The sequence below is a fragment of the Roseovarius sp. B08 genome (assembly GCF_051417955.1).
GTDB lineage: Bacteria > Pseudomonadota > Alphaproteobacteria > Rhodobacterales > Rhodobacteraceae > Roseovarius.
On the sequence record NZ_JBPRLW010000001.1, the window covers coordinates 4121245 to 4147268 of the forward strand.

The 26024-nt window shown below is 61.5% G+C and carries 24 protein-coding genes and 1 pseudogene; 16 read left to right on the forward strand and 9 right to left on the reverse strand.

Annotated features, from left to right (window positions below):
• Nucleotides 1-41 precede the first annotated feature (41 nt).
• Entirely contained in the window at nucleotides 42-728 is a 687-nt protein-coding gene (locus tag ACSQ76_RS20940; RefSeq protein ID WP_437158082.1) for a thiamine diphosphokinase, read from the forward strand.
• Between the two features lie 4 nt (nucleotides 729-732).
• Here the strand turns inward: ACSQ76_RS20940 and ACSQ76_RS20945 are convergent, their stop codons facing one another.
• A complete protein-coding gene (locus tag ACSQ76_RS20945) occupies nucleotides 733-1647 on the reverse strand; it encodes a DMT family transporter (RefSeq protein WP_437158083.1) in 915 nt (304 codons plus the stop codon).
• A 120-nt stretch (nucleotides 1648-1767) separates the two neighbouring features.
• Nucleotides 1768-3141: an L-serine ammonia-lyase gene (locus ACSQ76_RS20950; RefSeq protein WP_437158084.1), complete on the reverse strand. Its 1374-nt coding sequence runs from the start codon at nucleotides 3139-3141 to the stop codon at nucleotides 1768-1770.
• Nucleotides 3142-3580: 439 nt separating this feature from the next.
• Between ACSQ76_RS20950 and rpiA the strand changes: the two genes are divergently transcribed.
• The 6 genes from rpiA to ACSQ76_RS20980 all read left to right on the forward strand — a co-directional run bounded on the left by rpiA (nucleotide 3581) and on the right by ACSQ76_RS20980 (nucleotide 10073).
• The gene (rpiA, locus tag ACSQ76_RS20955) at nucleotides 3581-4369 is read left to right on the forward strand and encodes a ribose-5-phosphate isomerase RpiA (protein ID WP_306127377.1); all 789 of its coding nucleotides are present in this window, start codon (nucleotides 3581-3583) and stop codon (nucleotides 4367-4369) included.
• 13 nt (nucleotides 4370-4382) lie between these two features.
• Nucleotides 4383-5840 (forward strand): FAD-dependent oxidoreductase, encoded by a 1458-nt coding sequence (locus ACSQ76_RS20960; RefSeq protein WP_437158248.1) that lies wholly within the window; start codon nucleotides 4383-4385, stop codon nucleotides 5838-5840.
• Between the two features lie 72 nt (nucleotides 5841-5912).
• A complete protein-coding gene (hflK, locus tag ACSQ76_RS20965; protein WP_306127375.1) occupies nucleotides 5913-7085 on the forward strand; it encodes an FtsH protease activity modulator HflK in 1173 nt (390 codons plus the stop codon).
• Entirely contained in the window at nucleotides 7085-8233 is a 1149-nt protein-coding gene (gene hflC, locus ACSQ76_RS20970) for a protease modulator HflC (RefSeq protein ID WP_437158085.1), read from the forward strand. Before hflK ends, hflC begins: the two co-directional genes overlap by 1 nt.
• A gap of 8 nt (nucleotides 8234-8241) precedes the next feature.
• Nucleotides 8242-8427 carry a DUF2065 domain-containing protein gene (locus tag ACSQ76_RS20975; protein WP_306127373.1) on the forward strand — a complete coding sequence of 62 codons (186 nt, stop codon included), beginning with the start codon at nucleotides 8242-8244 and terminating at the stop codon, nucleotides 8425-8427.
• Between the two features lie 242 nt (nucleotides 8428-8669).
• Complete coding sequence (locus tag ACSQ76_RS20980) at nucleotides 8670-10073, forward strand: DegQ family serine endoprotease (protein WP_437158249.1); 1404 nt, start codon at nucleotides 8670-8672, stop codon at nucleotides 10071-10073.
• Nucleotides 10074-10145: 72 nt separating this feature from the next.
• On the opposite strand, the gene ACSQ76_RS20985 is transcribed toward ACSQ76_RS20980, so the two are convergent.
• From ACSQ76_RS20985 to rbfA, 4 genes are all read right to left on the reverse strand, one after another.
• Nucleotides 10146-10703 (reverse strand): DUF1643 domain-containing protein, encoded by a 558-nt coding sequence (locus tag ACSQ76_RS20985; RefSeq protein ID WP_437158086.1) that lies wholly within the window; start codon nucleotides 10701-10703, stop codon nucleotides 10146-10148.
• Nucleotides 10700-11614: a tRNA pseudouridine(55) synthase TruB gene (gene truB, locus ACSQ76_RS20990; protein WP_437158087.1), complete on the reverse strand. Its 915-nt coding sequence runs from the start codon at nucleotides 11612-11614 to the stop codon at nucleotides 10700-10702. The genes ACSQ76_RS20985 and truB overlap by 4 nt, the downstream gene beginning before the upstream one ends.
• 77 nt (nucleotides 11615-11691) lie before the next feature.
• The gene (locus ACSQ76_RS20995; protein WP_437158250.1) at nucleotides 11692-12423 is read right to left on the reverse strand and encodes a phosphodiester glycosidase family protein; all 732 of its coding nucleotides are present in this window, start codon (nucleotides 12421-12423) and stop codon (nucleotides 11692-11694) included.
• Nucleotides 12424-12427: 4 nt separating this feature from the next.
• Nucleotides 12428-12823, reverse strand: a complete 396-nt coding sequence (gene rbfA, locus ACSQ76_RS21000) for a 30S ribosome-binding factor RbfA (RefSeq protein WP_306127369.1) — start codon at nucleotides 12821-12823, stop codon at nucleotides 12428-12430.
• An 84-nt stretch (nucleotides 12824-12907) separates the two neighbouring features.
• Here rbfA and dapB point away from each other — a divergent pair, with 84 nt between their 5' ends.
• The gene (gene dapB, locus ACSQ76_RS21005; RefSeq protein WP_437158088.1) at nucleotides 12908-13726 is read left to right on the forward strand and encodes a 4-hydroxy-tetrahydrodipicolinate reductase; all 819 of its coding nucleotides are present in this window, start codon (nucleotides 12908-12910) and stop codon (nucleotides 13724-13726) included.
• 53 nt (nucleotides 13727-13779) lie between these two features.
• Nucleotides 13780-14133, forward strand: coding sequence for a dihydrodipicolinate reductase (locus ACSQ76_RS21010; RefSeq protein ID WP_437158089.1), 354 nt, complete (start codon nucleotides 13780-13782; stop codon nucleotides 14131-14133).
• A 21-nt stretch (nucleotides 14134-14154) separates the two neighbouring features.
• On the opposite strand, the gene ACSQ76_RS21015 is transcribed toward ACSQ76_RS21010, so the two are convergent.
• Nucleotides 14155-14331, reverse strand: a complete 177-nt coding sequence (locus ACSQ76_RS21015) for a DUF1674 domain-containing protein (RefSeq protein WP_306127366.1) — start codon at nucleotides 14329-14331, stop codon at nucleotides 14155-14157.
• 67 nt (nucleotides 14332-14398) lie between these two features.
• Between ACSQ76_RS21015 and ACSQ76_RS21020 the strand changes: the two genes are divergently transcribed.
• The 7 genes and pseudogenes from ACSQ76_RS21020 to ACSQ76_RS21050 all read left to right on the forward strand — a co-directional run bounded on the left by ACSQ76_RS21020 (nucleotide 14399) and on the right by ACSQ76_RS21050 (nucleotide 22974).
• Nucleotides 14399-15664: an RsmB/NOP family class I SAM-dependent RNA methyltransferase gene (locus ACSQ76_RS21020; RefSeq protein WP_437158090.1), complete on the forward strand. Its 1266-nt coding sequence runs from the start codon at nucleotides 14399-14401 to the stop codon at nucleotides 15662-15664.
• A 91-nt stretch (nucleotides 15665-15755) separates the two neighbouring features.
• Nucleotides 15756-17498: a heparinase II/III family protein gene (locus ACSQ76_RS21025; RefSeq protein ID WP_437158251.1), complete on the forward strand. Its 1743-nt coding sequence runs from the start codon at nucleotides 15756-15758 to the stop codon at nucleotides 17496-17498.
• A gap of 36 nt (nucleotides 17499-17534) precedes the next feature.
• The gene (gene purH / locus ACSQ76_RS21030; RefSeq protein ID WP_437158091.1) at nucleotides 17535-19124 is read left to right on the forward strand and encodes a bifunctional phosphoribosylaminoimidazolecarboxamide formyltransferase/IMP cyclohydrolase; all 1590 of its coding nucleotides are present in this window, start codon (nucleotides 17535-17537) and stop codon (nucleotides 19122-19124) included.
• 54 nt (nucleotides 19125-19178) lie between these two features.
• A complete protein-coding gene (gene lspA / locus ACSQ76_RS21035) occupies nucleotides 19179-19643 on the forward strand; it encodes a signal peptidase II (protein WP_306127362.1) in 465 nt (154 codons plus the stop codon).
• A gap of 43 nt (nucleotides 19644-19686) precedes the next feature.
• Nucleotides 19687-20223, forward strand: a complete 537-nt coding sequence (locus tag ACSQ76_RS21040) for a DUF3035 domain-containing protein (protein WP_437158092.1) — start codon at nucleotides 19687-19689, stop codon at nucleotides 20221-20223.
• A 98-nt stretch (nucleotides 20224-20321) separates the two neighbouring features.
• A complete protein-coding gene (locus ACSQ76_RS21045) occupies nucleotides 20322-21656 on the forward strand; it encodes a M16 family metallopeptidase (protein ID WP_437158093.1) in 1335 nt (444 codons plus the stop codon).
• Nucleotides 21653-22974: pseudogene (locus tag ACSQ76_RS21050) on the forward strand (M16 family metallopeptidase). Before ACSQ76_RS21045 ends, ACSQ76_RS21050 begins: the two are co-directional and overlap by 4 nt.
• Before the next feature lie 141 nt (nucleotides 22975-23115).
• Here the strand turns inward: ACSQ76_RS21050 and ACSQ76_RS21055 are convergent.
• Nucleotides 23116-25071: a TonB-dependent receptor domain-containing protein gene (locus ACSQ76_RS21055; protein ID WP_437158094.1), complete on the reverse strand. Its 1956-nt coding sequence runs from the start codon at nucleotides 25069-25071 to the stop codon at nucleotides 23116-23118.
• 164 nt (nucleotides 25072-25235) lie between these two features.
• Nucleotides 25236-25988, reverse strand: coding sequence for an iron ABC transporter ATP-binding protein (locus ACSQ76_RS21060; protein WP_437158095.1), 753 nt, complete (start codon nucleotides 25986-25988; stop codon nucleotides 25236-25238).
• Between the last annotated feature and the right edge of the window lie 36 nt (nucleotides 25989-26024).

Genomic DNA, 26024 nt, shown 5'->3' on the forward strand with positions numbered 1-26024 from the left:
TGTCTTGTTTCCAAAATAGTGGTTAATGTCGGAAATTCATCGTGATTGTTCACCAATTGAACCCTGTTACGCTGGTGGGAGGTGGCCAGCTTGGCGAAAACGATCTGAAGCGCGCCATCGCCGTCGGTAACCATGTCGTTGCAGCAGATGGTGGTGCTGACAGCGTCAAACGAGCGGGCCTGGTTCCCTCCGCCGTAATCGGCGATTTCGATTCGTTGAGCGATGAGACGCGCGCCACTTTGTCGCCAGACCGACTGTATCACATTTCTGAGCAGGACAGCACCGATTTCGAGAAATGCTTGCGCAACGTCGACGCGCCGCTGATCCTTGGTGTCGGGTTCACAGGTCGCCGCATCGACCACCACCTGGCCAACCTCAATGCGCTGGTACGCTATCCGCACCGCCGCTGCATTCTGCTGGACGGCACCGACATCGTGTTCCTCGCGCCACCTTCCATTGCCCTGGATCTTCCCCCGGGCACACCTGTGTCCCTCTTTCCGCTCGGCATAGTGGAGGGGATGTCAGAAGGGCTGGAATGGCCGATCTCGGGGCTGACATTCACCCCGGATGGTCGTGTCGGAACATCCAACCGAGCGACGGGCCCCGTTTCGCTTCACGTCACCGCACCGAAAATGCTGCTGATCCTGCCCGCCACAGCTTTCGAAGCGGCTGTCGATGTGCTCCTGCAGAATGCCGCCACCTGGTCGGCCACGGCATCCACTGCATGACATATCAGGGGGCCGGCATAGGGCGACGCTCCAGCCGCCTTTCGCGAACGAAGACGTAAAGCCCTGCCGAAACGATCAGCGCGATACCGAATAGCGTCGTGGCATCCAGCAGATCGCCGAATATGATATAGCCCAGAACACTGGCACCGACGATTTCGAGATACTGGATAGGCGCGAGCACGGATGCGGGTGCCAGCTTCAGCGCGAAGCTGATACAGACGTGACTGGCCGTCGCGATAAGCCCTACCGCAACGAGCAAAAGCATTTCGCGCTGTCCGGGCCAAGACGGGTCCAACGGCGCGACGCCGGAGCCATCGAATATCCACAGGACCGGCAGCACAAGAAGCAGCGCGACAAGCCCGGTATAGGCCTGCATGGAAATCGGATGCATCCGGGCCGCCATCCTTCGGGTCAGGATCATGTAGAAGGCAAAGCAGACGGCCGTGACCAACGGCAACATCACGATCGGCCCCACCTCGCTGAAGCTAGGCTGAATGACGAAAAGCGCGCCTACGAACCCGACAGCGCACGCCGCATAGCGCCGCGGCCCGATTGGCTCACCAAGCAGGATTCCACCCAAAAGTGTCAGAATGAAAGGCTCGACAAAGAACACCGCGATTGCATCCGCAATGGGCATGAACCGCAGCGCTTGAAAAAAGCATGCAGTCGCCAGCAGGATCAAGGCCCCGCGCACAAGATGCAAAGCGCTTTCGCCGAACCCGGGGCGATGCAACCACCCCATGGACAGGGCCAGCGGTAAGAGTATCGCCGCCTGTATGCCGAACCGCGCCGCAACGATCTGGCCCACGGCCAACGCATCGCCGATCAGCTTGGCCGACGCATCCATCGCGGGCGCGATCAATGAAAACCCCACCATTAGCAGGATTCCGAGCGTTGTTCTGGGAGCGTTTTCTGACATGAAGACCTATCGGATTGAGAGGCGTCACCGCCTCACGCGAAACAGGCGCTAGTGCGTGTCAGAAATGATGCGGCGTCAAGCCCTTAACCGCAGCAGACAGCTTTCTAGAGACGGGCCCGTTCAGCAATTCGGCACGTTGACGGCAAGACCGCCCAGCGAGGTTTCCTTGTAACGTTCGCTCATGTCCTCGCCAGTCTGGCGCATCGTTTCAATGCAAGCATCCAACGGCACAAGATGGACCCCGTCACCGCGGAGGGCCAGGCTCGCGGCACTTACAGCCTTGATCGCACCAAGCCCGTTACGCTCGATGCAAGGTACCTGCACCAGCCCCTTCACCGGGTCACATGTCATGCCAAGGTGGTGCTCCAACGCGATTTCGGCCGCATTCTCGATCTGAGCGGGTGTGCCGCCCAGCACCGCAGCCAGCCCAGCAGCGCCCATGGCGGACGCACTGCCGACTTCGGCTTGGCAACCTGCCTCGGCACCGCTGATCGACGCATTGAACTTCACCAGGCCGCCGATCGCCGCTGCGGTCAGAAGAAACGTTTCGATGTCGCGTTCATTGGCCCCAGGCACATGCTCCAGCCAGTACTTGATGACTGCCGGCACAACCCCTGCCGCGCCGTTGGTCGGCGCTGTCACGACCTGCCCTCCCGCGGCGTTTTCCTCGTTCACGGCCATGGCATAGATGCTGATCCAGTCGTTGATCTTGTGTGGCGCGTTCAGGTTCGTGCCGCGCTCCGCGAGAAGCGCCTCGTAGATGGCCTTGGACCGGCGACGCACCTTAAGACCTCCGGGCAGGATTCCGTCATTGGCGAGACCGCGTTCGATGCAGTCGTCCATAACCTGCCACAAGCGCGCCACGCCGCTTTGCAGATTTTTGGAGCCGCCGCGCGAGATCTCGTTGGCCCTTTTCATCTCGGCGATGGTTTTGCCGCTGGTTTCGGACATTTCCAGCATTTCGGCCGCGCTCTTGAAAGGATAGGGTACCGGCGGGCCATCGTCGGTATCACGACCTGCGGCGAGTTCATCAGCCGTCAGGACGAACCCGCCGCCGACCGAATAGTATGTCTCTTGCAGGATCACGTCGCCCTGTCTGTCGATCGCCATGAGGATCATTCCGTTGGCATGCCCGGGCAGGTTCGGGCCAAAATCAAACTGAAGGTCCTCTTTGGGATGGAAATGTAGGGATGGCAGGCCCGGCGGCGTCACCGTGCCCGTTTCGCGGATTTCCGCAAGGACCGCTTCGGCCTCTTCATTGTCATATGTTTCGGGGCGGAACCCGGCGAGGCCGAGGATCGTCGCGCGGTCAGTTGCATGTCCAACCCCGGTAAAGGCGAGCGATCCGTGCAAGCTTGCGCGCAGGCCATGAAACTTAAATGGTGAGGCGCGCATCAGGTCCAGAAATCTGGCGGCCGCCACCATAGGCCCCATCGTGTGCGAGGAGGACGGACCGATTCCGATCTTGAACATATCAAATACAGAGAGAAACATGGCTGCGAACCTAGAACATTCGGGGCCCTCGCCCAAGCGATCACTAGGATGCATCGCATATCCGAAGCCGCCCAAAACCGACGCCGGTCCGGCAATCCACGCCATTGCCGTGTTTAATTTCACGTTCAGTTAACCGACTCACGTCATAGTGGAACCACGAACGGTTTGACACGTTCGCTAAAACATCACGTTCACTCCGATTTTGGAGCACGGAAATGCAGACAACAGGGTTCATCCTACTTCTCGCCGCAGGCGTCATTGTCTTTTTCGGCGGCGAGTCGACCAGTACGAAAACTTTTCCTTCCGCGATTTCTTCGGATCCGGCGACGATCCGGACACAATAGGGGCGAACTGCCTTGGTCTTGAAATGACCCCTCGCCCCTGACGCGCAAACTCCCTATAACGCGGGCCACAATGCCTGCCTGATGGAGAGATGCGCATGACCGGAGAGCTGTCACCGATCGACAAAGCCAAATTCGTGGCCGCGAAACGCTCCGTCGACTATGTCGAGGACGGCATGCGCGTCGGGCTCGGAACCGGATCCACGGCGGCCTGGATGGTACGCTGTCTTGGAGAACTTGTTCGGGAAGACGGCCTCAAGATCCGCGGTGTCCCGACATCGACGCGAACGGCTGAACTTGCGCGCGAGGTCGGCATCGAGGTCATCAGCCTCGACGAGGCTCGTTGGATCGACGTGACCATCGACGGGGCGGATGAATTCGACGGCAACCTGAACCTCATCAAAGGTGGCGGCGGAGCGCTCCTTCAGGAGAAGATCGTGGCGACGGCGTCGGATCAGATGATCGTCATCGCCGATGTCGGCAAGGAGGTCGAAAAACTCGGCGCCTTCCCCTTGCCAGTCGAAGTCATTCCTTTCGGATGGCAGACAACCAAGTCACTGATCGAAGAAATGCTGATTTCGATGGATGTTCTAGGCCGGGACACGACCTTGCGCATGAACGGCGACAGCGCCTACGTTACGGATGAGGGCAACTACATTCTTGATCTTCACCTCGGTCGCATCGGGAACGCCCATCAATTGGCAATGGTTCTGAACCAGATGCCCGGTGTCGTCGAGAATGGCCTGTTCATCGACATTTGCGACGTCGTTATACTCGGCTACGGCGACGGGCGTGTTGAAACGCGCGACATCAACGAAGGCACGGTCGAGGAAGATCGGCTAGACTTTATAGAGACCGACAACCTTTTCACCGACTTGCAGGACTGAGGGCACAATGGCGATGGCATTCGACTTTGATCTTTTCGTCATCGGCGGCGGCTCCGGTGGCGTCCGGGCGGCGCGTGTGGCCAGCGCCAGCGGCGCCAAAGTCGCCTTGGCCGAAGAGGACCGCTATGGCGGCACCTGCGTGATCCGCGGTTGCGTCCCCAAGAAACTGATGGTTTTCGCATCGGAGTTTTCGACCTTCCCCGCCGAAGCCGCAGCCTATGGTTGGGACATGAAGCTGGGTGCCTTCGATTGGCCCGGATTCCGCAATCGCCTGCACGGCGAACTCGACAGGCTCGAAAGCGTGTATCGCAGCCTTCTGGAAAATTCCGGCGTCACGATGTTCGACGGTCGCGCCTGTCTCAAGGATGCCAACACGATCATCATGTCTACGGGCGAGGAGGTTACGGCGAAACATATCCTCGTTGCCACGGGCGGTCACCCTATACGCCCGGACCTGCCCAATGCCGAACTCGGGATAGTGTCCGACGACATCTTCCATATGGAGGAGCTGCCCAAGTCCATCCTGATCGTCGGCGGCGGCTATATCGCTTGTGAATTTGCCTGCGTTATGGCCGGGCTCGGGGTGAACGTTTCGCTGTATTATCGCGGCGCGCAGATCCTGCGCGGATTCGACGAAGAGGCGCGCGGCATTATCGCAGAAGGCATGAGCGAGAGAGGCATTGACCTACATTTCGGCACCAATATCGTGGAAATGGCGCCAGCAAGCGAGGATCGCCCAGCTGAGACTGAATTCACCGAATCGGAAGCCTCGATGGGGGCTCCGGCAGGAGAGCTTTCACATAAAGCCGACGTTCCGGACGATTATAAGGGCCCGATCCGGGTGAAGGCCACCAACGGCAAGGAAGCTGAATTCGACGCGGTCCTTTTTGCCATCGGCCGCGCTCCGAACACCATGGACATGGGGTTGGAGGAGGCGAGCGTCGAACTGGGTCGCCGCGGTCAAATCGTCGTGGACGAGTATAGTCAGACGTCTGTCCCTTCGATCTACGCCATCGGGGATGTGACCAACCGGGTCAATCTGACCCCCGTCGCGATCCGCGAAGGAATGGCATTCGTCGAGACCGTGTTCAAAGACAACCCGACGCCGGTCGATCACGAACTGATACCGTCGGCGGTGTTTACCCAACCCGAATTCGGCACGGTGGGCCTGACGGAGGAAGAAGCCCAGGAGCAAGAACCCGTGCACGTCTACTGCACATCGTTCCGCCCGATGCGCACGGCGTTTGCCGGACAGCCCTACCGGGTGTTGATGAAGTTGGTGGTTTCCAAGGAAACCGACAGGGTCATGGGCTGCCACATCGTCGCACCGAATGCGGGCGAAATGATCCAACTGGCTGGCATCGCAGTCAAGATGGGTGCGACGAAAGCCGATTTTGACCGCACCGTTGCCGTACACCCGACGATGTCCGAAGAGATCGTGACGATGCGGGACCCCATGCGGAGCGGTTGAATTTTTGACTGTTGTGCACAGTTATGACACAGGGATGGCGCTCTGCGCGTTTGGATGAAGGGAAGAGATTTCATGGCTGGACATTCTGGCGGCCCGTGGGGCGGCGGTGGAGGCAACCGGGGCGGTGGCGGTGACGACGATCGCGGCAACCGCGGCAACGGCAACCGGCGCCCGCCCGAAGGCGGCTCGCAGATCCCCGAAATCGACGAGCTGGTGCGCAAGGGTCAGGACCAGCTTCGCGTTCTGATGGGCGGTCGCGGCGGCCGGGGCCGCGGGAACGGCGTAGGCGGCGATGGCGGCGGCGGACCCGGATTTGGCCGCGGCACGATTGTGATCGGTGCCTTGATTGCCGTGGCGCTATGGGCAGCCGCGAGCTTCTATACCGTCAAGCCGGAAGAACAGTCCGTGGAACTCTTTCTTGGCGAATATTACTCGACCGGGGACCCTGGTTTGAATTTCGCACCGTGGCCACTGGTGTCGGCCGAGGTCGTGAACGTCACCTCTGAACGCACCGAGAATATCGGAAGCGGGCGCAGCAGTGCCGCAGGCGGCGACGGGCTTATGCTGACCACCGACGCCAATATCGTCGACATCGACTTTCAGGTCGTGTGGAACATCAACGATCCCGCCAAGCTATTATTCAACATTCGTGACCCTCAACTGACGGTTCAGGCCGTGTCCGAGGCCGTCATGCGTGAGATCATCGCGGCGACGAACCTGGCGCCGATCCTCAACCGGGACCGTGGCATCATCGCCGATACCGCGCGTGAGAACATCCAGTCCACGCTCGACGAATACGACAGCGGCATCAACATCGTCCGGGTCAACCTCGACACCGCCGATCCGCCGCGCGAGGTGATTGATGCCTTCCGCGAAGTGCAGGCCGCCGAACAAGAGCGTGATCGTCTGCAACGCCAGGCCGACGCCTACGCCAACCGCGTTCTGGCCGAGGCTCGTGGTGAAGCTGCGCAAGTGCTGGAACAGGCCGAGGGCTACCGCGCACGCGTTGTCAACGAAGCCATCGGTGAAGCTAGCCGTTTCATCGCCGTGGCACAGGAGTTTAACGAGGCACCGGAAGTTACACAGCGTCGCCTGTACCTCGAAACCGTGGAACGTACGCTCGGCAAAATGGAGAAGATCCTCCTTGATGAATCCACCGGGGCGTCCGGCGAGGGCGTACTGCCCTACCTGCCCCTCGACCAATTGCGCCGCTCTGGCCAGTCCGGAAACGGAGGATCGAACTGATGCGTAAATCCGCCCTTCTTCTTCCCGTATTGGCCGTTGCGGTCATGGGCCTTCTGTCGTCGCTATATATCGTGGACGAACGAGAGAAAGCGCTGGTGCTGCAATTCGGCCAGATCAAGAAAGTGGTCGAAGAGCCGGGTCTTGGTTTCAAGATCCCGATCATTCAGGATGTGGTACGATATGACCGCCGGATCCTGTCGCTCGATACCGATGCGATCGAGGTGACACCTTCGGATGACCGCCGCCTCGTGGTCGATGCCTTCACGCGCTACCGTATTGCCGATGTCGTCCAGTTCCGGCAGGCCGTGGGTATTGGCGGCACACGCGTTGCCGAAGATCGCCTCGCCTCGGTTCTGAATGCCCAGATCCGTGAGGTGCTGGGTGCCGATCAGGTGACATCCGACACGATCCTTTCGCCACAGCGGCGTGACCTCGCCGTACGCATACTGGAGCAGGCCCGTGCCAGTGCCGCCGGCCTGGGGTTGGAGATCGTCGACGTCCGCCTGAAACAGACCAACCTGCCCCAGCAGAACCTCGAGGCGACATTTGCACGGATGCGGGCAGAGCGTGAACGCGAGGCTGCCGACGAGATTGCCCGTGGTAACGAGGCCGCGCAACGTGTGCGTGCCGCGGCGGATCGTACCGTGGTCGAGACCGTCTCGAACGCGGAACGCGAAGCAGAGATCACACGAGGCGAGGCCGATGCCGAGCGAAATCGCATCTATGCCGAAGCATTCGGCAACAACCCGGATTTCTTCGCATTCTATCGCTCGCTTACCGCACTGGAAAGGTCGATGAACGAAGAGAACTCCACGATCGTCTTCTCGCCGCAAAGCGGGTTCCTCGGACAGATGTTCGAGGCCGTGCGTGCCGACGGTCTGGGAGAGGTCGCGCTGGAGGAGTTCGATATGGAACGCCTGCGCGAGATGGCGCCTGAAACGGAAATCTCGCCAGACTTGCCGGAGAGCGAGCGGCAACGCCTGGAAGAAGACGCCGCCGAACAGGAAGCGCGTCAAGAGGCCGAAGCGGCGGCCGAAGAGGAAGAGGCCGAGAACGAAAGTCCTGATGAAGAGGCGCCAACAGAAGATGCGCCTCAGGATATCACGACGGAAGACGATGATCCCGTTAGCGACGACGTTACAAATTGATTGCAACGATGTTCCTTGCCCTCGGGCTTGTTCTGATCGTCGAGGGGCTGGTGTACGCACTGGCCCCTTCGCTTGTCGAGCAGCTACTCGCCGCACTGCGCGCCCTGCCAGAGGAACAGCGCAGATTGATCGGCCTTGCGGCGCTGGCGTTCGGCGCCGTGCTGGTGTGGTGCGCGAAAATGCTGGGGGCGTGACGCGTCCCTATTGCACGTTGCCGCACAAAACGTTCACATGGACGTGACATCCTGTTGTGAATTTGGCGTTTGCGTACGGCGTCCCTAAATAAGCACCAGGACGGGCAGGCCGCTCGCGCAAGCGGCAGGCCTCTCTATTTCAGACACCGATCAAGGAGTGGTCTCGCGTGAAAGCACAAACTCTCTCACAACATCTGACGCCGGCAGCCGCGATCCGTGCGCTCTGGCTTACGGCCTTGGCGATGGCTCTGCTGATCGCTCAGGCGATCAGCGCAAATGCACGGCCCGAAAGCTTTGCCGATCTGGCACAGGAGGTCAGCCCGGCCGTCGTCAACATCACCACCTCGACCGTCGTCGCGCAAGGCACCGGGCCCTCGCCCATCGTGCCCGAAGGCTCTCCGTTCGAGGATTTCTTCCGGGACTTCCAGGATCGGAACAACAATGGTGACCGGCCCCGCCGCACATCCGCGCTCGGCTCGGGCTTCGTCATTTCCGAAGACGGTTACATCGTCACCAACAACCACGTTATCGAAACCGCCGACGAGATCATTATCGAGTTTTTCTCTGGCCGCGAGCTCGAGGCAGAGGTGATCGGCACCGACCCGAAGACCGACATTGCTCTGTTGAAGGTCGAGGCCGACGGGCCGCTCCCCTTCGTCAGCTTTGCCGACAGCGACACTGCGCGCGTCGGGGACTGGGTTATTGCGATGGGCAACCCGCTGGGCCAAGGCTTCTCGGTTTCGGCCGGGATCGTATCTGCCCGCAACCGCGAGCTTTCTGGCACCTATGACGATTACATCCAGACCGACGCAGCCATCAACCGTGGCAACTCGGGTGGCCCGCTGTTCAATCTCGACGGTCAGGTCGTCGGAGTGAACACCGCGATCCTGTCGCCCAATGGCGGCTCGATCGGCATCGGCTTCTCAATGGCGTCCAACGTGGTGACACGCGTTGTAGATCAGCTGCAGGAATTCGGCGAAACCCGCCGCGGCTGGCTCGGTGTTCGCATCCAGGACGTGACCGATGACGTGGCCGAGGCCATGGGCCTCGAGAAAGTCGCCGGCGCCCTGGTTACCGACGTTCCCGAAGGACCTGCCGAAGAAGCCGGCATGCAGGCGGGCGACGTGATCACGCAATTCGACGGCTACGAAGTCGAGGATACGCGGACGCTCGTACGCCGCGTCGGGAATACTGAGGTCGGCAAGACTGTCCGCGTTGTCGTCTTCCGCGAAGGCAAGACCCAGACGCTTCGCGTCACGCTTGGTCGCCGCGAGGCCGCCGAGGGTGTGGTTCCGGCAGCCCAGCCGGGCGAGAGCGAAGAGCCGTCCGAGACCGAGATCCTTGGTCTGACCTTGACGCAGCTCGACGATGATCTGCGCAGCCAACTCGAGCTGGACGACAATGCGAGCGGTCTGGTTGTGTCCGACATCGACAATCTGTCCGAAGCTTACGAGAAAGGCATGCGCGCCGGCGACGTGATTACCGAGGCAGGGCAGCAAAAACTGTCCAGCATTTCGGATCTCGAAGCCCGGATCGAAGATGCGCGGGAAGCGGGACGCAAGTCTATCCTGCTTCTCGTCCGCCGGGCTGGCGAGCCGCGCTTCGTCGCGCTGTCGCTGGAAGCGTCGGAAGACGAGCCCGAGTAAAGCGGGCTAAAAGATCGAAAGCCGAACGGGCGCTCGGATAGAGCGCCCGTTTTCGTACCAACTCTCCCCCGTTCAGCGAGGCATCGGGAAATCCTGCAAGCGTGTGTCCTTGCGCAGGTAAAGCGGGTGTTTGGCCGATCCGTCCTTGTTCAATCCCAAGCATTTCAAAGGCCGTCCCGTCGACGCGATGGCAGACACCGCCTCCCGCACCAAGGCGGCGTAGCGTTGGTGGAGCTTGCCATAAGCCAAGACCACCAATTCCGCCTGTTGCGCCATTTCGACCAGTTCGGGAATATTCTCGGCACTGCACGCTATCGCGGGATCGTGTGGGATATCCTTGGGCGACGTCGCGCGCCAATCCAAGACATTCCCCTTGAGATAGCGGGTGAAGCCCCAGTCACGCGCAAACATCAGTTCGCGGTGACATGTCGGGTCCGATGCTGCCGCGTCTGCCACCGACGGGTTCATCCCGACGAACAGAACGGTGCGAGGCGCTGCACCCTTTGGCGTCCAGTCTCGCGTCAGGGCTTGCCGGTATTGTCCGCATTTGGAAAATCGTGCTCCGCCCACCACCCCGTCAGGCAGCCGTAGCCGCACCTTGCCGCCCGGATCATGCGCTGTTTGCGTCATTGCGGAGCCAGGTTGAAGACTCGGCTGGGATAAAGCTCCCCGCCCTTAAAATGTCCAACCGCCACGGCCTGACCTTTCACTGCGGCCCAGCATTCTTCACCGTATTCGACATCTCCGCCGATGACCGGCGCCGGGTTTCCGTGCCGAAGGCGCGCGGCACTCATCTCGTTGCAACTGACGCACGGCAGATCGCTCAGCCCCTCTTCCAGCGGCCGCAAATACGCGTCCAGCGCAGGATCATGTGCCAACGCCTCGATCTGCTGCATCGACACAGCATCATCGGCACGAAACGGTCCGGACCAGACCCGGCGCAGCGACAGAACGTGGCCAAAACACCCCAGCACTTCGCCCAAGTCCCGAGCAACGGATCGCACGTACCCGCCCTTTCCACAGACCAGCTCAAGTTCGACAGTGTCCGCGTCCGGTCGATCGGTCAGCAGCAACTCCTCCACCCATAACGGCCGGGCGGAGACCTCGAAATCCTCGCCGTCGCGGGCGCGTTTGTAGGCGCGTTCGCCGTCGATCTTTACCGCCGAAAATTTCGGCGGCACCTGCTGGATATCGCCCACGAAGCCCGAGAGCGCATTCTTTATATCTTCGTCGCACGGCCGTTCAGCGCTTTCTGCGATGACCTCGCCTTCGGCATCATCGGTGTTGGTCGCCTGACCCAACCGCATCAGGAATCGATAGGATTTCAATGCATCGGTGATGAATGGTACGGTTTTCGTCGCCTCTCCCAAAGCGATCGCCAGCACGCCGGTCGCATCGGGGTCCAGTGTTCCGGCATGTCCGGCCTTTTTGGCCTGAAACGCCCAACGCACCTTGTTGACGACTGCGGTCGACGTCACTCCGGCCGGCTTGTCGACAATCAACCAGCCTGAGATATCGCGTCCTTTGCGTTTGCGCCCCATGGTCTTGTCGTCCCTCTCGTGCGTAAAGGCTGCCGCGTATCGCAGCGCCCCGCACAAGTCAATTCAGCACCGCTCTGTTACTGCGCGACCACGCCCACGATCGGCCCCATCGGAAAGCCGCCATCGTGCCGGCCCAACTGCGGCGCATAAAGCCGCGAGATATTTCCATCGAAATAGAGCGCCTGCGGCGTCTTCAGCACGTCGCGAAAGACGCGCGCAAAAGCGTGAAAATTAACCCTATCCTCTGAAATGACGAACCAGGCCGTGCGCCCGTCCGCCGAGGTGCCCACGCCGTTGCGCACATACAGGCTGTCGCTATTCTCCAGAAACCGTGGGTGAAGCTGACCATCGATCACCAGCATCGGCCCCGACTGGCTTGCGAAATTGCACGAAGGTTCGTCCTTCTCGAAGCGCCGCGTCTCGAATACGTCGACCCTATCGTCCTGCACGCAAAAGACGCCATTTGGCAGCAATCCGAAATTGCCCGGACCTTCTCGTGTCACCAGCGATTTCGTCTCCCTGCCGGCCTCGACATAATGGCCGACCGGGCTGCGATCCTGATGGTACATGCCGGCATTCATTGCGAACAGCAACGCGCCGCCTTCACCGCGCACCTGGCGCTCTACGCTGGAAAAACTTCCCAACGGCTTGCCGGTCATCGGGTCATTAAGAAACAGCCGCAGCTTCTCTCTGTTCACGTCAACCTTGCAAGTCGTGTAGCGCGCGCCATCATAGCTGATTTGCTGGCACTCCACCGCCGCAGCGGGCCCCGCCAACAGCACCAGTGCCACAAGGACCCCCCGCCACATGGGCTCAGTTCTCGACGTCGCGCCGAACGGCATCCTGCGCGAACAGGCGTCGTGTCTCGTCCAGCTGGTCAAAGGTTTCATCCAGCCGGAACCTCAGCTCCGGGGCGAATTTCAGGCCAACCTTCTTAGCGACGATCCGGCGCAACTCGCCCTTGTTGCGGCCCAGTAGCTCCAGCACGTCGCCCTTCCCCTCACCGCCGAGCGGCAGAACGTAAGCGGTCGCAACCTTCAGATCCGGCGAGGTGCGCACCTCACCCACAGTGACCGAAAGCCGGTTCAGTTCGGGGTCGTGAATGTCGCCGCGCGCCAGCACATCGGCCAGCGTGCGGCGGATCAGTTCCCCGACGCGCAACTGCCGCTGAGAGGGTCCGGGCCCATCATGAAACTTGTTCTTTGCCATGTCACAGCATCTAAGCCCTGTGCATGTCTTTGCCAAGCGATGATCACCGGGTTATGGAGTTCGGAAAGGAAAACGGAGAGTGACATGACCGACCTGCCGGGGATTGTGGTAACCGGCGCCTCCGGGCGCATGGGACGTATGCTGATCGAGATCGTGACAGCTTCGGAACGTGCGCAGCTGATCGGTGCTCTGGAACGACCCGGTCACGCCTGGATCGGCGCCGACGTCGGCGAGGCAATGGGAGGCGCGCCGATCGGTGTCGTTGTATCGGACGATCCGCTGGAACAAATCTCGCAAGCGCACGCCGTATTGGACTTTACTGCGCCCGCCGCGACCGTCGATTTCGCGTCATTGGCGGCCCAAGCCCGCTGCGTCCATGTGATCGGCACCACTGGACTTGCCGATGAGGACTTGGCGAAGATAAACGCCGCCGCGCGCCATGCCACCATCATCCGTGCGGGCAACATGAGCCTGGGCGTCAATCTTCTGGTCCAGTTGACCAAGAAGGTCGCTGCCGCCCTCGACGAGGATTACGACATCGAGGTGATCGAGACGCATCATAACAAGAAGGTCGATGCGCCCTCCGGGACGGCGCTGATGCTGGGACAAGCCGCTGCCGATGGACGCGGCGTGTCACTTCAACAATACTCGGACCGGGGCCGAGACGGCATCACCGGCGCCCGCACTGCCGGCCATATCGGGTTCTCGGCCATTCGCGGGGGCGATATCGTGGGCGAACATGACGTGATGTTCGCCACGGCGGGCGAGCGTATCATCCTGCGTCACATCGCCTCTGACCGCGCGGTATTCGCTCGCGGCGCGCTCAAGGCCGCCTTGTGGGGACAAGGGCGCAAACCCGGCGAATACGACATGCTCGACGTACTCGGCCTTAACGAAAACTGATCCATTCGCTCCGGCGGCCCGTAACAGGTATTGTTTGTAACGGGAGCCAGAAAATGCGCCTGACTGTTTTCGCGATTATCGCCGCCATTGCCGGTGGCCCTGCCATTGCAGAGGAATTCAACCAGATTGACGACAAGTCAGAATTTCTGTCGGTCGTGGCCGACCGGAACCTTACCAGGCTTGGCATCAATCTGACTGTAACGCCTTCCGGGCAGATCAAAGGCAAGGCCTTTGGGCGCCCGGTGACGGGTGCATGGCAGTGGAAATCGGGGTATTTCTGTCGCGACCTTTATTGGGGTCAGCGCAATCTTGGCCCGAACTGCCAAGCGGTCAGGGTTCAGGGCTCTACTGTCCGTTTCATTTCGGATCAGGGCACTGGCGAGTATGCCGACCTGAGGTTGCAATAGCAGCCAAGGCTGGGGCGTGCCTCAGAAGTCGATCGCTATGCCCTTCTTTTCCCAGTCTCCAAAGCGGACGGGCTCGGGACCTTTGCGGCCCCCCAGTTCCTTGGGCATTTCAAGCTGTTCGGCGGCCTTGCGCCGTTCCTCGGCTTCGGCCAAAGCGCGGATCGCTTCCGGTGGCAATTCCTTGTGGTCATCCGTCATCGTCGGGCTTCCTTCGTTTGAATGAGGCTGATATAGGCGCGTTCTGTCCAAAGGCCAAGGAAAGCCCATGCCCGCGCCCACTCCCCGCAGCACTGCCGTGGCCCTGCTCGACAAGGTATTGGGTGAAGGCCGTCTTCTTTCAGAACTCAATGCGCCGTTGTCGCGTCTTGCACCGGCAGATCGCGCACGCGCCTTGCGGTTGGCAGGTGACACGCTGCGTGGATTGGACAGGGCGGACCGCCTGCTGTCCCGACAACTTCGAAAGACGCCGCAGCTGCATGTGATGAACATCCTGCGCCTCGGCACCGTCGAACTTTGCATGGGTGGCGACGCCCACGGAGTGGTCGACGAATTGGTCTCTCTCGTCGGCGCCCATCCACGTTACAAACGGCTGCGGGGGCTCGTGAACGCCATCTTGCGCCAGATGGCAGGCGACGCCGGAAAGCCATGGAAAGACCTGCGCGTTCCCCGCATGCCCGGCTGGCTGCGTGAGCCACTCGTCTCGGCCTGGGGAAACGGCGCCGTCTCGGCGATGGAGAAAGCGCAGTTTGCCGGCGCTCCCGTCGATCTGACACTGAAGCCGGGCCAGGACCCGGGAGATTGGGCGCACCGCCTTGGCGCGGTCGCCTTGCCGACCGGTTCACTGCGCCTCAGGGAGTCCGGGCAGATCTCGGCCCTGCCCGGCTTTTCGGATGGCGCTTGGTGGGTCCAGGATGCAGCCGCTGCCATGCCGGCGCGCATTCTCGCGCCAAGGACGGGGGAGCGTGTTCTGGACCTCTGCGCCGCGCCGGGGGGCAAGACGTTGCAACTTGCTGCGGCGGGAGCTTCCGTCACGTCGCTCGATATCTCGGAAAAGCGCATGGAGCGCGTGACGGAAAACCTCGCCCGAACAAACCTGTCCGCAGATATCGTCGTCGCCGACGGCCTCGGCTACCAAGGCGGCCCTTTCGATGCTGTCTTGATTGACGCGCCCTGTTCGGCGACCGGCACGATCCGTCGCCATCCCGACCTGCCCTATGCAAAGGATGGGTCGGATTTCGGGGCGCTGATTGCTTTGCAGGCACAGATGCTCGACCATGCTCTCACCCTTCTGGCGCCGGGCGGTCGGATGGTTTTTTGCACGTGCTCGCTCCTGCCAGACGAGGGCGAGGTACAGGTCGAAGAGGCGCTAGCACGCCATGTCGGCCTGCGGACCGACATAACGGCGCTCGAGTTGCCCGGGGTCGACCCGGCCTGGCGCACCGAGGAAGGCGGGCTGCGCCTGCGGCCAGACTACTGGCCGGACCTCGGCGGAATGGACGGGTTCTATATCGCGGTCCTGCGCCGGGAATGATATGCTGTTCGCGTTCCGCCGTGACTTGAACGGCAGGGCGGAGTATACTGCGCCTACAACGCCAGGAAGAGCGTGCCGAGGCCGGGATTCGATGTCGACACCCAATCAAGATCTACCGCGCGTCACGCGGTTTCTGAACCGTCTCGCTGCGCGTCGGGCGACGTTCGGCGGCCGGGTGACCTCGTTCGTCTCACAGCCCGACCCCCGCACCATCGGCAGTTTCGCCCGCGGCCGGCAGCTATGCGCCGGAAACTTCCTGTTTTCGGGGCATCTCGTGCGCGACCCCGGCAAGACCCCATGGGATATTCCCCCGGCCGACGCCGCTTTCTCACGCGAAGTACATGGCTTCACCTGGCTTGATGATCTCGCTGCTGCCGGTGACACCACCGCACGCACCTGTGCGCAGGATTGGCTCTGGCGCTGGATCGAGCTTTATGGACGCGGACGCGGCCCCGGTTGGACACCAGATCTGGCAGGCCGGCGCATCATTCGCTGGATCAACCATGCGATCTTTATGCTGGCGGGCCGTACACAGGCCCAATCGGATCAATTCCTGCGTTCACTCTCACAGCAGACACTGTTTCTCGCGCGTCGTTGGCGGGCTACGGCACCCGGACTGCCCCGGTTCGAGGCACTGACCGGTCTGGTATACGCAGGCCTCTCGCTTGAAGGCATGTCCGCGCATGTCGGCCCCGCGTCGAGCGCCTTGGCCCGGGAATGCGCCCGTCAGATCGACGATCAGGGTGGTTTGGCGACCCGCAACCCCGAAGAGTTGCTCGAAGTATTTACTTTGCTGACCTGGGCCGCAGAAACCCTGACCGCGGCCGGACAAAGCCCCTTGTCGGCGCATTGGGCCGCGATCGAACGGATAAGTCCAACGCTGCGAACCCTGCGCCATTCCGATGGCGGACTGGCGCGGTTCCATGGCGGTGGGCGCGGCTTGGACGGGCGTCTCGATGCGGCACTCGCCGCCAGTCAGATCAAGGGTCGCCACGCCAGCGGCCTCTCCATGGGGTTCGCGCGGCTGAGCGCCGGGCGCAGCTCTCTGATCGTAGACGCGGCCGTGCCGCCCGAGGGCAAGGCCTCCAGCAATGCCCATGCTTCTACTCTGGCGTTCGAACTGACGGCGGGTCGCCGACCTTTGATCGTGAACTGCGGCGCCGGCGCCAGTTTCGGCGCCGCGTGGCGGCGTGCCGGACGGGCGACCCCTTCGCATTCCACCCTGATCTTGAACGGTCAATCCAGCAGCCGCCTTGGAAAGGGGCCACAGAAGCAGGATTTGCTGGTCGACGGCCCGTCTGACGTCCCAATTCGCGTCAACCACGCGCCGGACGGTCTAACGTTCGAAGGCGGGCATGACGGCTATGTCAATGGATATGGCCTGACCCACGTGCGAAAGCTGGAGATGACGTTTGACGGTCGCGGCATCGCGGGCGAAGACATGCTTCTGGCGCTGGACGCTGCCCACAAACGGCGCTTTGACCGTGCACTCGACGGTATGAAGCTGCGAGGCATACCCTTCGACATCCGGTTTCACCTGCATCCTGATGTAGACGTCTCGGTCGATTTGGGCGGAACGGCCGTCTCCATGGCCCTAAAAAGCGGCGAGATCTGGATTTTCCGCGGTGATGGGTCCGCCAGCCTCTCTGTCGAAACAAGCGTTTACCTTGAAACCGGACGGCTGAAGCCACGTGCGACCAAACAAATCGTTCTATCCGGTCGCGCGATGGAGTATGCGACGCGTACGAGATGGTCACTGGCCAAGCCGCAGGATTCTCCGATCGGCGTGCGCGATCTGGCAGAGGACGGGCAAACGCCGGTGGCTCTCAGTTGACCTGACCCGAAGACTGCCACAAGGAAGACTTGCTTAATGACCGATCTCGCCCCCGTGCGCCGCGCCCTTCTTTCCGTATCCGACAAGACCGGACTGGTCGATCTGGGGCGTGCCCTGGCTGAACGCGGCATCGAGCTTCTGTCGACCGGCGGAAGCGCCAAAGCGTTGCGCGACGCGGGTCTCGACGTGCGCGATGTTGCAGAAGTGACCGGTTTTCCCGAGATGATGGACGGCCGGGTGAAGACGCTGCACCCGATGGTGCATGGTGGCCTTCTGGCACTGCGCGACAATGACGAGCACCTTTCATCAATGACGGAACACGGGATCGCACCGATCGACCTGTTGGTCGTCAACCTCTACCCGTTCGAGGAAACCGTCGCCAAGGACGCGGATTACGCCACCTGCATCGAGAACATTGACATTGGCGGTCCCGCCATGATCCGCGCGGCGGCCAAGAACCACGCCTTCGTCAACGTCGTAGTGGATGTCCGGGATTACGAGGCGCTAATGGCCGAGCTCAATGCCAATGACGGCCAGACGACCTATGCCTTCCGCCAGAAACTGGCACTCAGTGCCTATGCCCGCACAGGCGCCTATGATGCCGCTGTCTCGGGCTGGATGGCCAAGGCACTGAACGAGCCCGCACCGCGCCGCCGCGCTGTGGCCGGAGAGCTTGCCCAGACCCTCCGCTATGGCGAAAACCCGCACCAGAGCGCTGCATTCTACACCGATGGCTCCGCCCGCCCCGGTGTGGCCACCGCTCGGCAGGTGCAAGGCAAGGAACTCAGCTACAACAATATCAACGACACCGATGCAGCGTTCGAGCTAGTCAGCGAATTTGCGGCATCGGACGGCCCGGCTTGTGCAATCATCAAGCATGCCAATCCCTGCGGCGTGGCCCGCGCCGGTACGTTGAAAGAGGCCTACATGCGCGCCTTCGACTGTGACCGTACCTCCGCCTTTGGCGGCATCATTGCCCTGAACCAGCCGCTTGACGGGCCCACAGCGGAAGAGATCGCTGGCATCTTCACCGAGGTCGTGATCGCCCCGGGGGCAGACGACGACGCGATGAGTGTGTTTGCCAATAAAAAGAACCTGCGCCTGCTCACCACCGATGGCATTGCCGACCCGGCAGAGGCCGCGCTGATGCTCAAGCAGGTTTCGGGCGGTTATCTGGTGCAGGACAAGGACAGCGGACAGATATCGGCAGGCGATCTGAAGGTCGTGACCAAACGCGTCCCGACCGATCAGGAGATGACCGATATGCTTTTCGCTTGGAAAGTGGCCAAACACGTGAAGTCCAACGCCATCGTCTACGTAAAGAACGGCGCGACCGTGGGCGTCGGCGCCGGCCAGATGAGCCGTGTGGACAGTTGCCGCATCGCCGCCCGCAAGGCCGAGGATATGGCCGCCGAACTGGGACTGTCCACACCGTTGACCCAGGGCAGCGTGGTTGCCTCCGACGCGTTCTTCCCCTTTCCCGACGGCTTGCTGACCGCGGCCGAGGCGGGGGCCACCGCGGTCATACAGCCAGGCGGCTCAATGCGCGACGATGAGGTCATTGCCGCCGCTGACGAGGCCGGCCTGGCGATGGTCTTGACCGGTATGCGCCATTTCCGGCACTAAGGATCTAATTAAAATACGGTTGGCGGGTACAAGCTGACCCTGAAGGAGAGCAGCATGCGCACCTTAGTCTGGGTAGCCAGTTTCATCTTCGTGATCGATCAGATCACGAAATACTGGGTGGTTCAGGTGCTCGACCTCAAGACCGTCCGCTCGATAGAGGTCTTGCCGCCTTACCTCAATCTCGAGATGGCCTGGAACACGGGGATCAACTTTGGCGCGTTCGCGGGAGCCAGCCCCTGGATATGGATCACCGTGGCACTTGTGATTGTTGCCGCCGTGCTGTGGTGGGTCTGGTCTGACCCGCATGGCCGATGGCAACAGATATCGGCTGGTCTCCTGGTGGGAGGCGCCCTGGGCAATGTCATCGACCGCCTGATCTATGGCGCCGTTGCTGATTTCCTCAACATGTCATGTTGCGGTTTCACCAACCCGACCTCTTTTAACGTTGCAGATATCGCCGTTTTCATAGGCGCCTTCGGCATGGTAATCTTCAGCGCGGACAGCAAAAAGGCGGCGTGACGTTCCAAGCCGAATGCGATATGGCTGACGGAACGAAGCAGGAGTGAATAATGAAACTTCCGGCGATTTTGGTCTTGACCCTCGCGATGGCGGTCACCGCCTGCGGTGGACGCGACAGGGACATCACGCTTTCGCGGATCAAGAACACGGGCAATGGACCCGAGGAGTTCAACATCGTCCCCGGAAAACCCCTTCAGGCGCCCGACAGCTATTCGACCCTGCCCGCCCCCACGCCCGGCGGGAGCAATATCACCGATCCGACCCCCGAGGTGATGGCGTGGCCGCGCTTGGCGGCAATCCCGCCGCGCTTGCCAATACCGGGATCGGCCAAGCCGATGGCGGGCTTGTCAACTATGCCAACCGCTTTGGGGTGGTGCCGGGCATTCGTCAGACCCTTGCCCGCGAAGATGTCGAGATCCGCCGCCAGCGCGGCCGCGTCAACATCCTGAACATCGGCAGGAACGACGACTACAACCTTGCGTACAGACGCCAGTGGCTGGATTCGAACGCCGAGGCGACCCGACTGCGCCGGATCGGGGTTCCGACGCCCTCGTACCCGCCGGACGCTGGACGCCGCTGACGCCACTCGCGCGCTCACAACAAAGTCAGAACAGTTGAATCGCCTTTGGCGCAGCGTATCTTCAGTGCAACGTTATGCTGACTGCAGGGGAGAAATTTATGCGCAATTGGCTATCCGGCCTATGCCTACTGATTATTGGTGCGACCACAGCTGTGGCTGATGACATGGTTACCAGCTTCACGCTTAAGAACGGGATGGAAGTCGTCGTGATCGAGGATCACCGCGCTCCGGTGGTTGTGCACATGGTGTGGTACCGCGCCGGCTCCGCCGACGAGAAACCCGGCGTTTCGGGCGTGGCGCATTTCCTTGAACATCTACTGTTCAAAGGTACGGAAAACATGGCCCCGGGAGAGTTTTCTTCCACCGTGGCCCGCAACGGAGGCTCGGACAATGCGTTCACGAGCTATGACTATACAGCGTATTTCCAGCGCGTCGCCGCGGATCGCCTTGAACTGATGATGAAGATGGAGAGCGATCGCATGGTCAACCTCCAGCTCGACGAAGAGGATATCTTGACCGAACGCGATGTCATCATCGAAGAGCGCAACCAACGCATCGAGAACAATCCTTCTGCCCTTTTCCGCGAGCAGCAGGGCGCGGCACAGTATCTCAATCACCGGTACGGCGTCCCTATCATCGGCTGGCAGCACGAGATGGTCGATCTGTCACTTGCCGACGCGCTGGACTACTACGAGACCTACTACGCCCCCAACAACGCCATCCTGGTCGTTGCGGGTGACGTAACGCCAGACGAAGTTCGTACCTTGGCCGAAAAATACTATGAACCGATCCCGGCCAACCCGAACCTGCCGGAACGCAGTCGGCCGCAGGAGCCTCGTCAGTTGGCCGAACGCCGCGTTTATTACGAGGATCCCCGCGTCGCGCAACCGTACCTGCAACGTTCATACCTGGCGCCGGAGCGGGATTCCGGGGACCAGGAGACCGCCGCGGCGCTGACGATACTCGCTGACATTCTTGGAGATGGCACGACCTCGATCCTGAACGAAAAGTTGCAGTTTGATACACGCACCGCTGTATATACAGGCGCGTACTACGGCGGCACGTCACTCGACGACACCACCTTCAACCTTACAGTCGTCCCCGCTCCCGGCATAACGCTCGAACAGGCAGAAACCGCGATGGACGAAGTGATCGCAACCTTTCTTGACGAGGGCTTCGAGCCGAAACGCCTCGAGCGTATCAAGAATCAAATCCGTGCTTCGCAAATCTACGCGCGTGACGATGTCGGCTCGATCGCCAATCGCTACGGCAGGGGACTGACCCAGGGCCTCACAGTAGAAGATATCCAAGCTTGGCCCGATATCCTGGAAGGCGTCACTTCAGAGGACGTCATGAACGCCGCGCGGGAACTTTTTGCCCAGGATAACAACTCCGTCACCGGCTACATCACCGCCAAGGAGGTGACCCAATGAAACGCCTGACCGCTTTCATCCTGTCCGCCATCTTTTTGCTGGCCGCGCTCCCGGCCCGCGCCGAAGTCGAAATCGAGGAAATTACCACGCCAGGAGGTATCGACGCCTGGCTGATCGAGGATCATTCGATTCCATTCGTCGCCCTCGAGTTGCGCTTTCGCGGCGGTACGTCCCTGGATGCTCCGGGCAAGCGCGGCGCCGTCAACCTGATGACAGCCCTTCTCGAAGAAGGCGCCGGCGACCTGGACGCCCGGGCGTTTTCCCGTGAGACCGATAGGTTGGCCGCCACATTCTCCTACGACGCCGGTCCGGATTCGCTGGGCGTTTCAGCCCGCTTCCTGACCGAGAACCGGGAAGCTTCGATGGACCTTCTGAAAGATACGCTCGTCGATCCGCGTTTCGACGAAGAAGCGATCGAGCGTGTGCGCGCGCAGGTGATTTCCATTATCCAATCGGACGCAAAGGATCCGCAGGAAATTGCCGGCGCGAGCTTTTCCTCTCTGCTCTATGGTGATCACCCCTACGGTAGCGACGAAAATGGCACGGTGGAAACGGTTAGCGCCTTGACCCGCGAGGACATTCTTGCGGCACATGAGAACACCATCGCGCGGGATCGGCTCTACGTGAGCGCCGCCGGCGACATCACAGCCGAAGAGCTGTCTTCGTTGCTGGACGAGCTCTTGTCTGATCTGCCTGAAACCGGCGCTCCTCTCCCCGAGGATGCCACACTGAATCTGCCCGGGGGGTTAAGGTTGTCGATTACGACACGCCGCAATCCGTTGCTTTGTTCGCCCAACCCGGTCTGGAGCGCGAAGATCCGGACTTCTTCGCGGCCTTCGTCCTGAACCATATCCTTGGCGGTGGCGGTTTCGAAAGCCGTCTCATGACGGAAGTCCGTGAAAAACGCGGCCTGACCTACGGTGTCTATTCCTATCTCGCGGACCGGGACGACGCCCAGGTCTGGATGGGCAGCGTGGCCTCCGCCAATGACCGCGTCGCAGAGGCGGTCGAAGTCATTGCAGCCGAATGGAAGCGGATTAGCGAAAACGGTGTCACCCAGGAAGAACTGGACGATGCCAAAACATATCTTACCGGCGCCTACCCGCTGCGTTTTGACGGCAACGGGACGATCGCCAACATTGCCGTAGGCATGCAAATGGACGGACTGGGCACCGAGTACATCGCCAACCGCAACGATAAGGTGAATGCTGTCACCCTTGAGGACATCAATCGCGTTGCCCGTGAACGGCTTCTTCCCGACAAGCTGACGTTTGTCGTGACAGGACAACCCGAAGGTCTGACAGGCACAATCAACTGAACCTTCGTTTAACAGCATGGGCGGATGCAGCCATGCGCTGCGCGACCCTTATCGGCCGTGAAGGGGAGGACGTTCTCTCGCTAAGCCTCATGCAAAGGGCCGCCGCCAGTAGCGGCAGCCTTTCATGCAAACGAACGCGTCTCAGAACGCGAGGTTTGCCGTCAGGCTGACCGAGCGCCCCGGCTCCGTCAACGCGATCACGTTCCCCAGCCCGACCCCGTCGGACGAGCGGCTCGTGTAGGTCGCGTCAAAGATGTTGCGCACGTCCAGCCGCATCTGCAACCGGTCGAAGCTGCTTGGCGTATAGGTCGCGTAAAGGTTGGCGACCTCGTAGCCCGACAGCGGTACCGGCGTGTCGCGGTTCTTGAATGCAATCTCTGCCGTACCGCCAAGTGTCCACTCGTCGGTGACATCGACAGCGCCTTCCAGTGCGATCGCCTTGCCGACCGGGCGGCCGAGGTAATAGGCGGTCGAGCCGATTGTCGTGCTGTTCAGGTCCACATCCGCATCGGTGTAGTTGGCCCGGATGAACCCATTGGCCCAGGTGTAGCCGACCGATGCCTCCCAACCTTTCGAGGACAGGTCGGCGATAGCACCCCGGTCGCCGCCTGTAGGCAGCACGGCGTTGATGTCGTTCACGTAGGTCTCGAAATAGGCACCGCTCAGTTGCCATGGCCCCCGCTCGTAGCGCAGACCGATCCGGCCCGCATCCGACCGCGACGTGGTGAACCCGTTATAGGTCCACGCCCCGCCGAAATTGATCAGCGCCGCCTCGCCCAGCTCGTACCCGCCCCAGCTATGGGCGTAGCCCGCGTTCAGGGTCAGCGCATCGGTGATCTTGTAATCGACCGACCCATTGGCGCTGAACCCGTCATCCTTGAAGGTCTGGCCGTTGGCGGCCTCGAACTCCTGCCAGTCATAGCGTGCGCCATACGACACCGACACCCGCTCGCCGACATCCTGCCGCGCCTGCGCGAAAATTCCGATGTTCCAATGATCCTCGCGCCCGGAACTGCCGAACGGGCCCGGACCGCGACCGAAGCCCGAGGCGGACTCGTCGAAGAAATCGACACCGACCGCCAGGTCCCCTCCGGCGATGGCAAAGCGGTTCTTGAACGTCCCGCTGAAGCTTTCGTTCGTGCCGAAGACACCCGACGCGTCGATTTCCTGTTCGTTATAGCTGAGTTGGAAGAAGGGATCGAACCAGTCCGTGGCGCTGTCCTTGGTATAGGTCAGCGTATAGGACGTGCGCTTCGACAACGCCGGCACCAGAACGCTGGGCCGTCCGGTGACGCCTGCAAAGTCGGGCCGGATGAAGATGATGCCGCCCGGTCCCGCCTGTCCGGCCCGCAGGCCGGTGTCCTCGGTCTGGGACGCCGCGAATTCCAGGCGGTGCCCCGTGGGCGACGTATAGGCGAACTTGCCCAGGTAGCTGGTCAGATCCGCCCCCGAGCCGGGAACGGTCACACCGCTGCCGTCCTCGTAACTGCCACTGTCGGACCGCGTGCCGCTCAGCAGGTATTCAAACCCGCCGCTGCGCCCGAACAGCGTCAGCCCGGCGCGGATCCGGTCCTCGTTCGTACCAAACGTCAGCGTCGTCATGCCGCCGAAATTGTCGCCATCCTCCAAAAGGTCGGCGGCGTCCTTGGTCTCGTAGGCCAGCGAACCGGCCAGCGCGTTCGGTCCCGCATCCGCCGGCGCCAGCCCCTTGCTGACCTCGACCGACTTCAGCAGCGCAGGGTCGATCAGCACGTTCCCGGTATGGTGAAACGCCGACTTGTTCTGCCGCGCGCCGTCGATGGTGACCGACAGCAGGCTTTCCTCGATGCCGTTGACAAAGACCTTGTTGGCAATCGCCGCCCCGCCGCTGGTGGTGACCGAGGTTTCCCCGTCGAACACGTCGCGGAGGGATTGCGGATTGCGCTGCTCGATCTCTTCTTCCGAGATCTCGTCGTTGCCCAGAAGCGCCTGCGCTTCCGGCGAGCCGATGCGGATCGTCCCGAGGAAAGTGGCGCCTTCGGCGTCCTGCGCAAAGGCGGCAGGCACGGGCAGGAAAGCGGTCGTGATCAACAGAATGCCGAGGCGAGAGAGGTTCATGACTGTGTCCCATTTCAATCGTGTCGAAGCTGGGTACGTGCAGTCATGCTTCCCTGGCGGTGATCCGGCGACGTTTAAGCCCCTGCGCGCAAAGTGCAAGCACCATCCCGTGCAAAGCACAGGCCGGTCTGGCATTTTTGCATCAATGTCGCCGTGCCGAAGGCTCAGACCCCCACGAAGGTCCGCCCGCCGATCCTGTGCACGACGGCGTCGGTTGCGAAAACCTCGTGCATCAGCCTGCCGTCCACCAGGGTGGTCGCATCCCCCTGCGGGCCGATTCGCCCGCCTTTCATGGTCACGATATGATCTGCATAGGCACAGGCATAGTTGATGTCGTGCAGCACGATCACCACGGTGCGCCCGTGCTCTCGCGCCAGCCTTTGCAAAAGCGCCATCAGCGACCGTGACGCCGCGATATCAAGGTTGTTCAGCGGCTCGTCCAGCAGCATGTAATCCGTGTCCTGCGCAAAGATCATGGCCAGAAGCGCCCGCTGCCTCTGCCCGCCCGACACCGTGTCCAGCGTCCGCTGCGCCAGCGCGTCCAGGTCGAACAGGGCCAGCGCCTCGGCGATCTTTTCGCGGTCGTGCTTGCCCGGCCGCCCCAGGTGGTGCGGGTAGCGCCCGAACGCCACCAGCTCTTCGATAGTCAGCCGCGGCGCGATTTCGGAACTTTGCGGCAGAATCGCCAGCCGCCGCGCCAGCGTGTTCGACGCGCAGACTCCCACCTCCAGCTCGTCCACCATGATCCGCCCCGTGCGATGCCGCGCCAGCCGCGCAATCAACGACAGCAGCGTGCTTTTGCCCGCCCCGTTCGGCCCGATCAGCGCCGTGACCTTGCCCTTGGGAATCTCCAGGTCGATATCGTAAAGCACCGTGCTGCCGCCCAATTCGTGGCTCACGCCCGTCACGGAAATCATCGTCTCAATCCTCTCATCACCAGCACCAGGAACAGC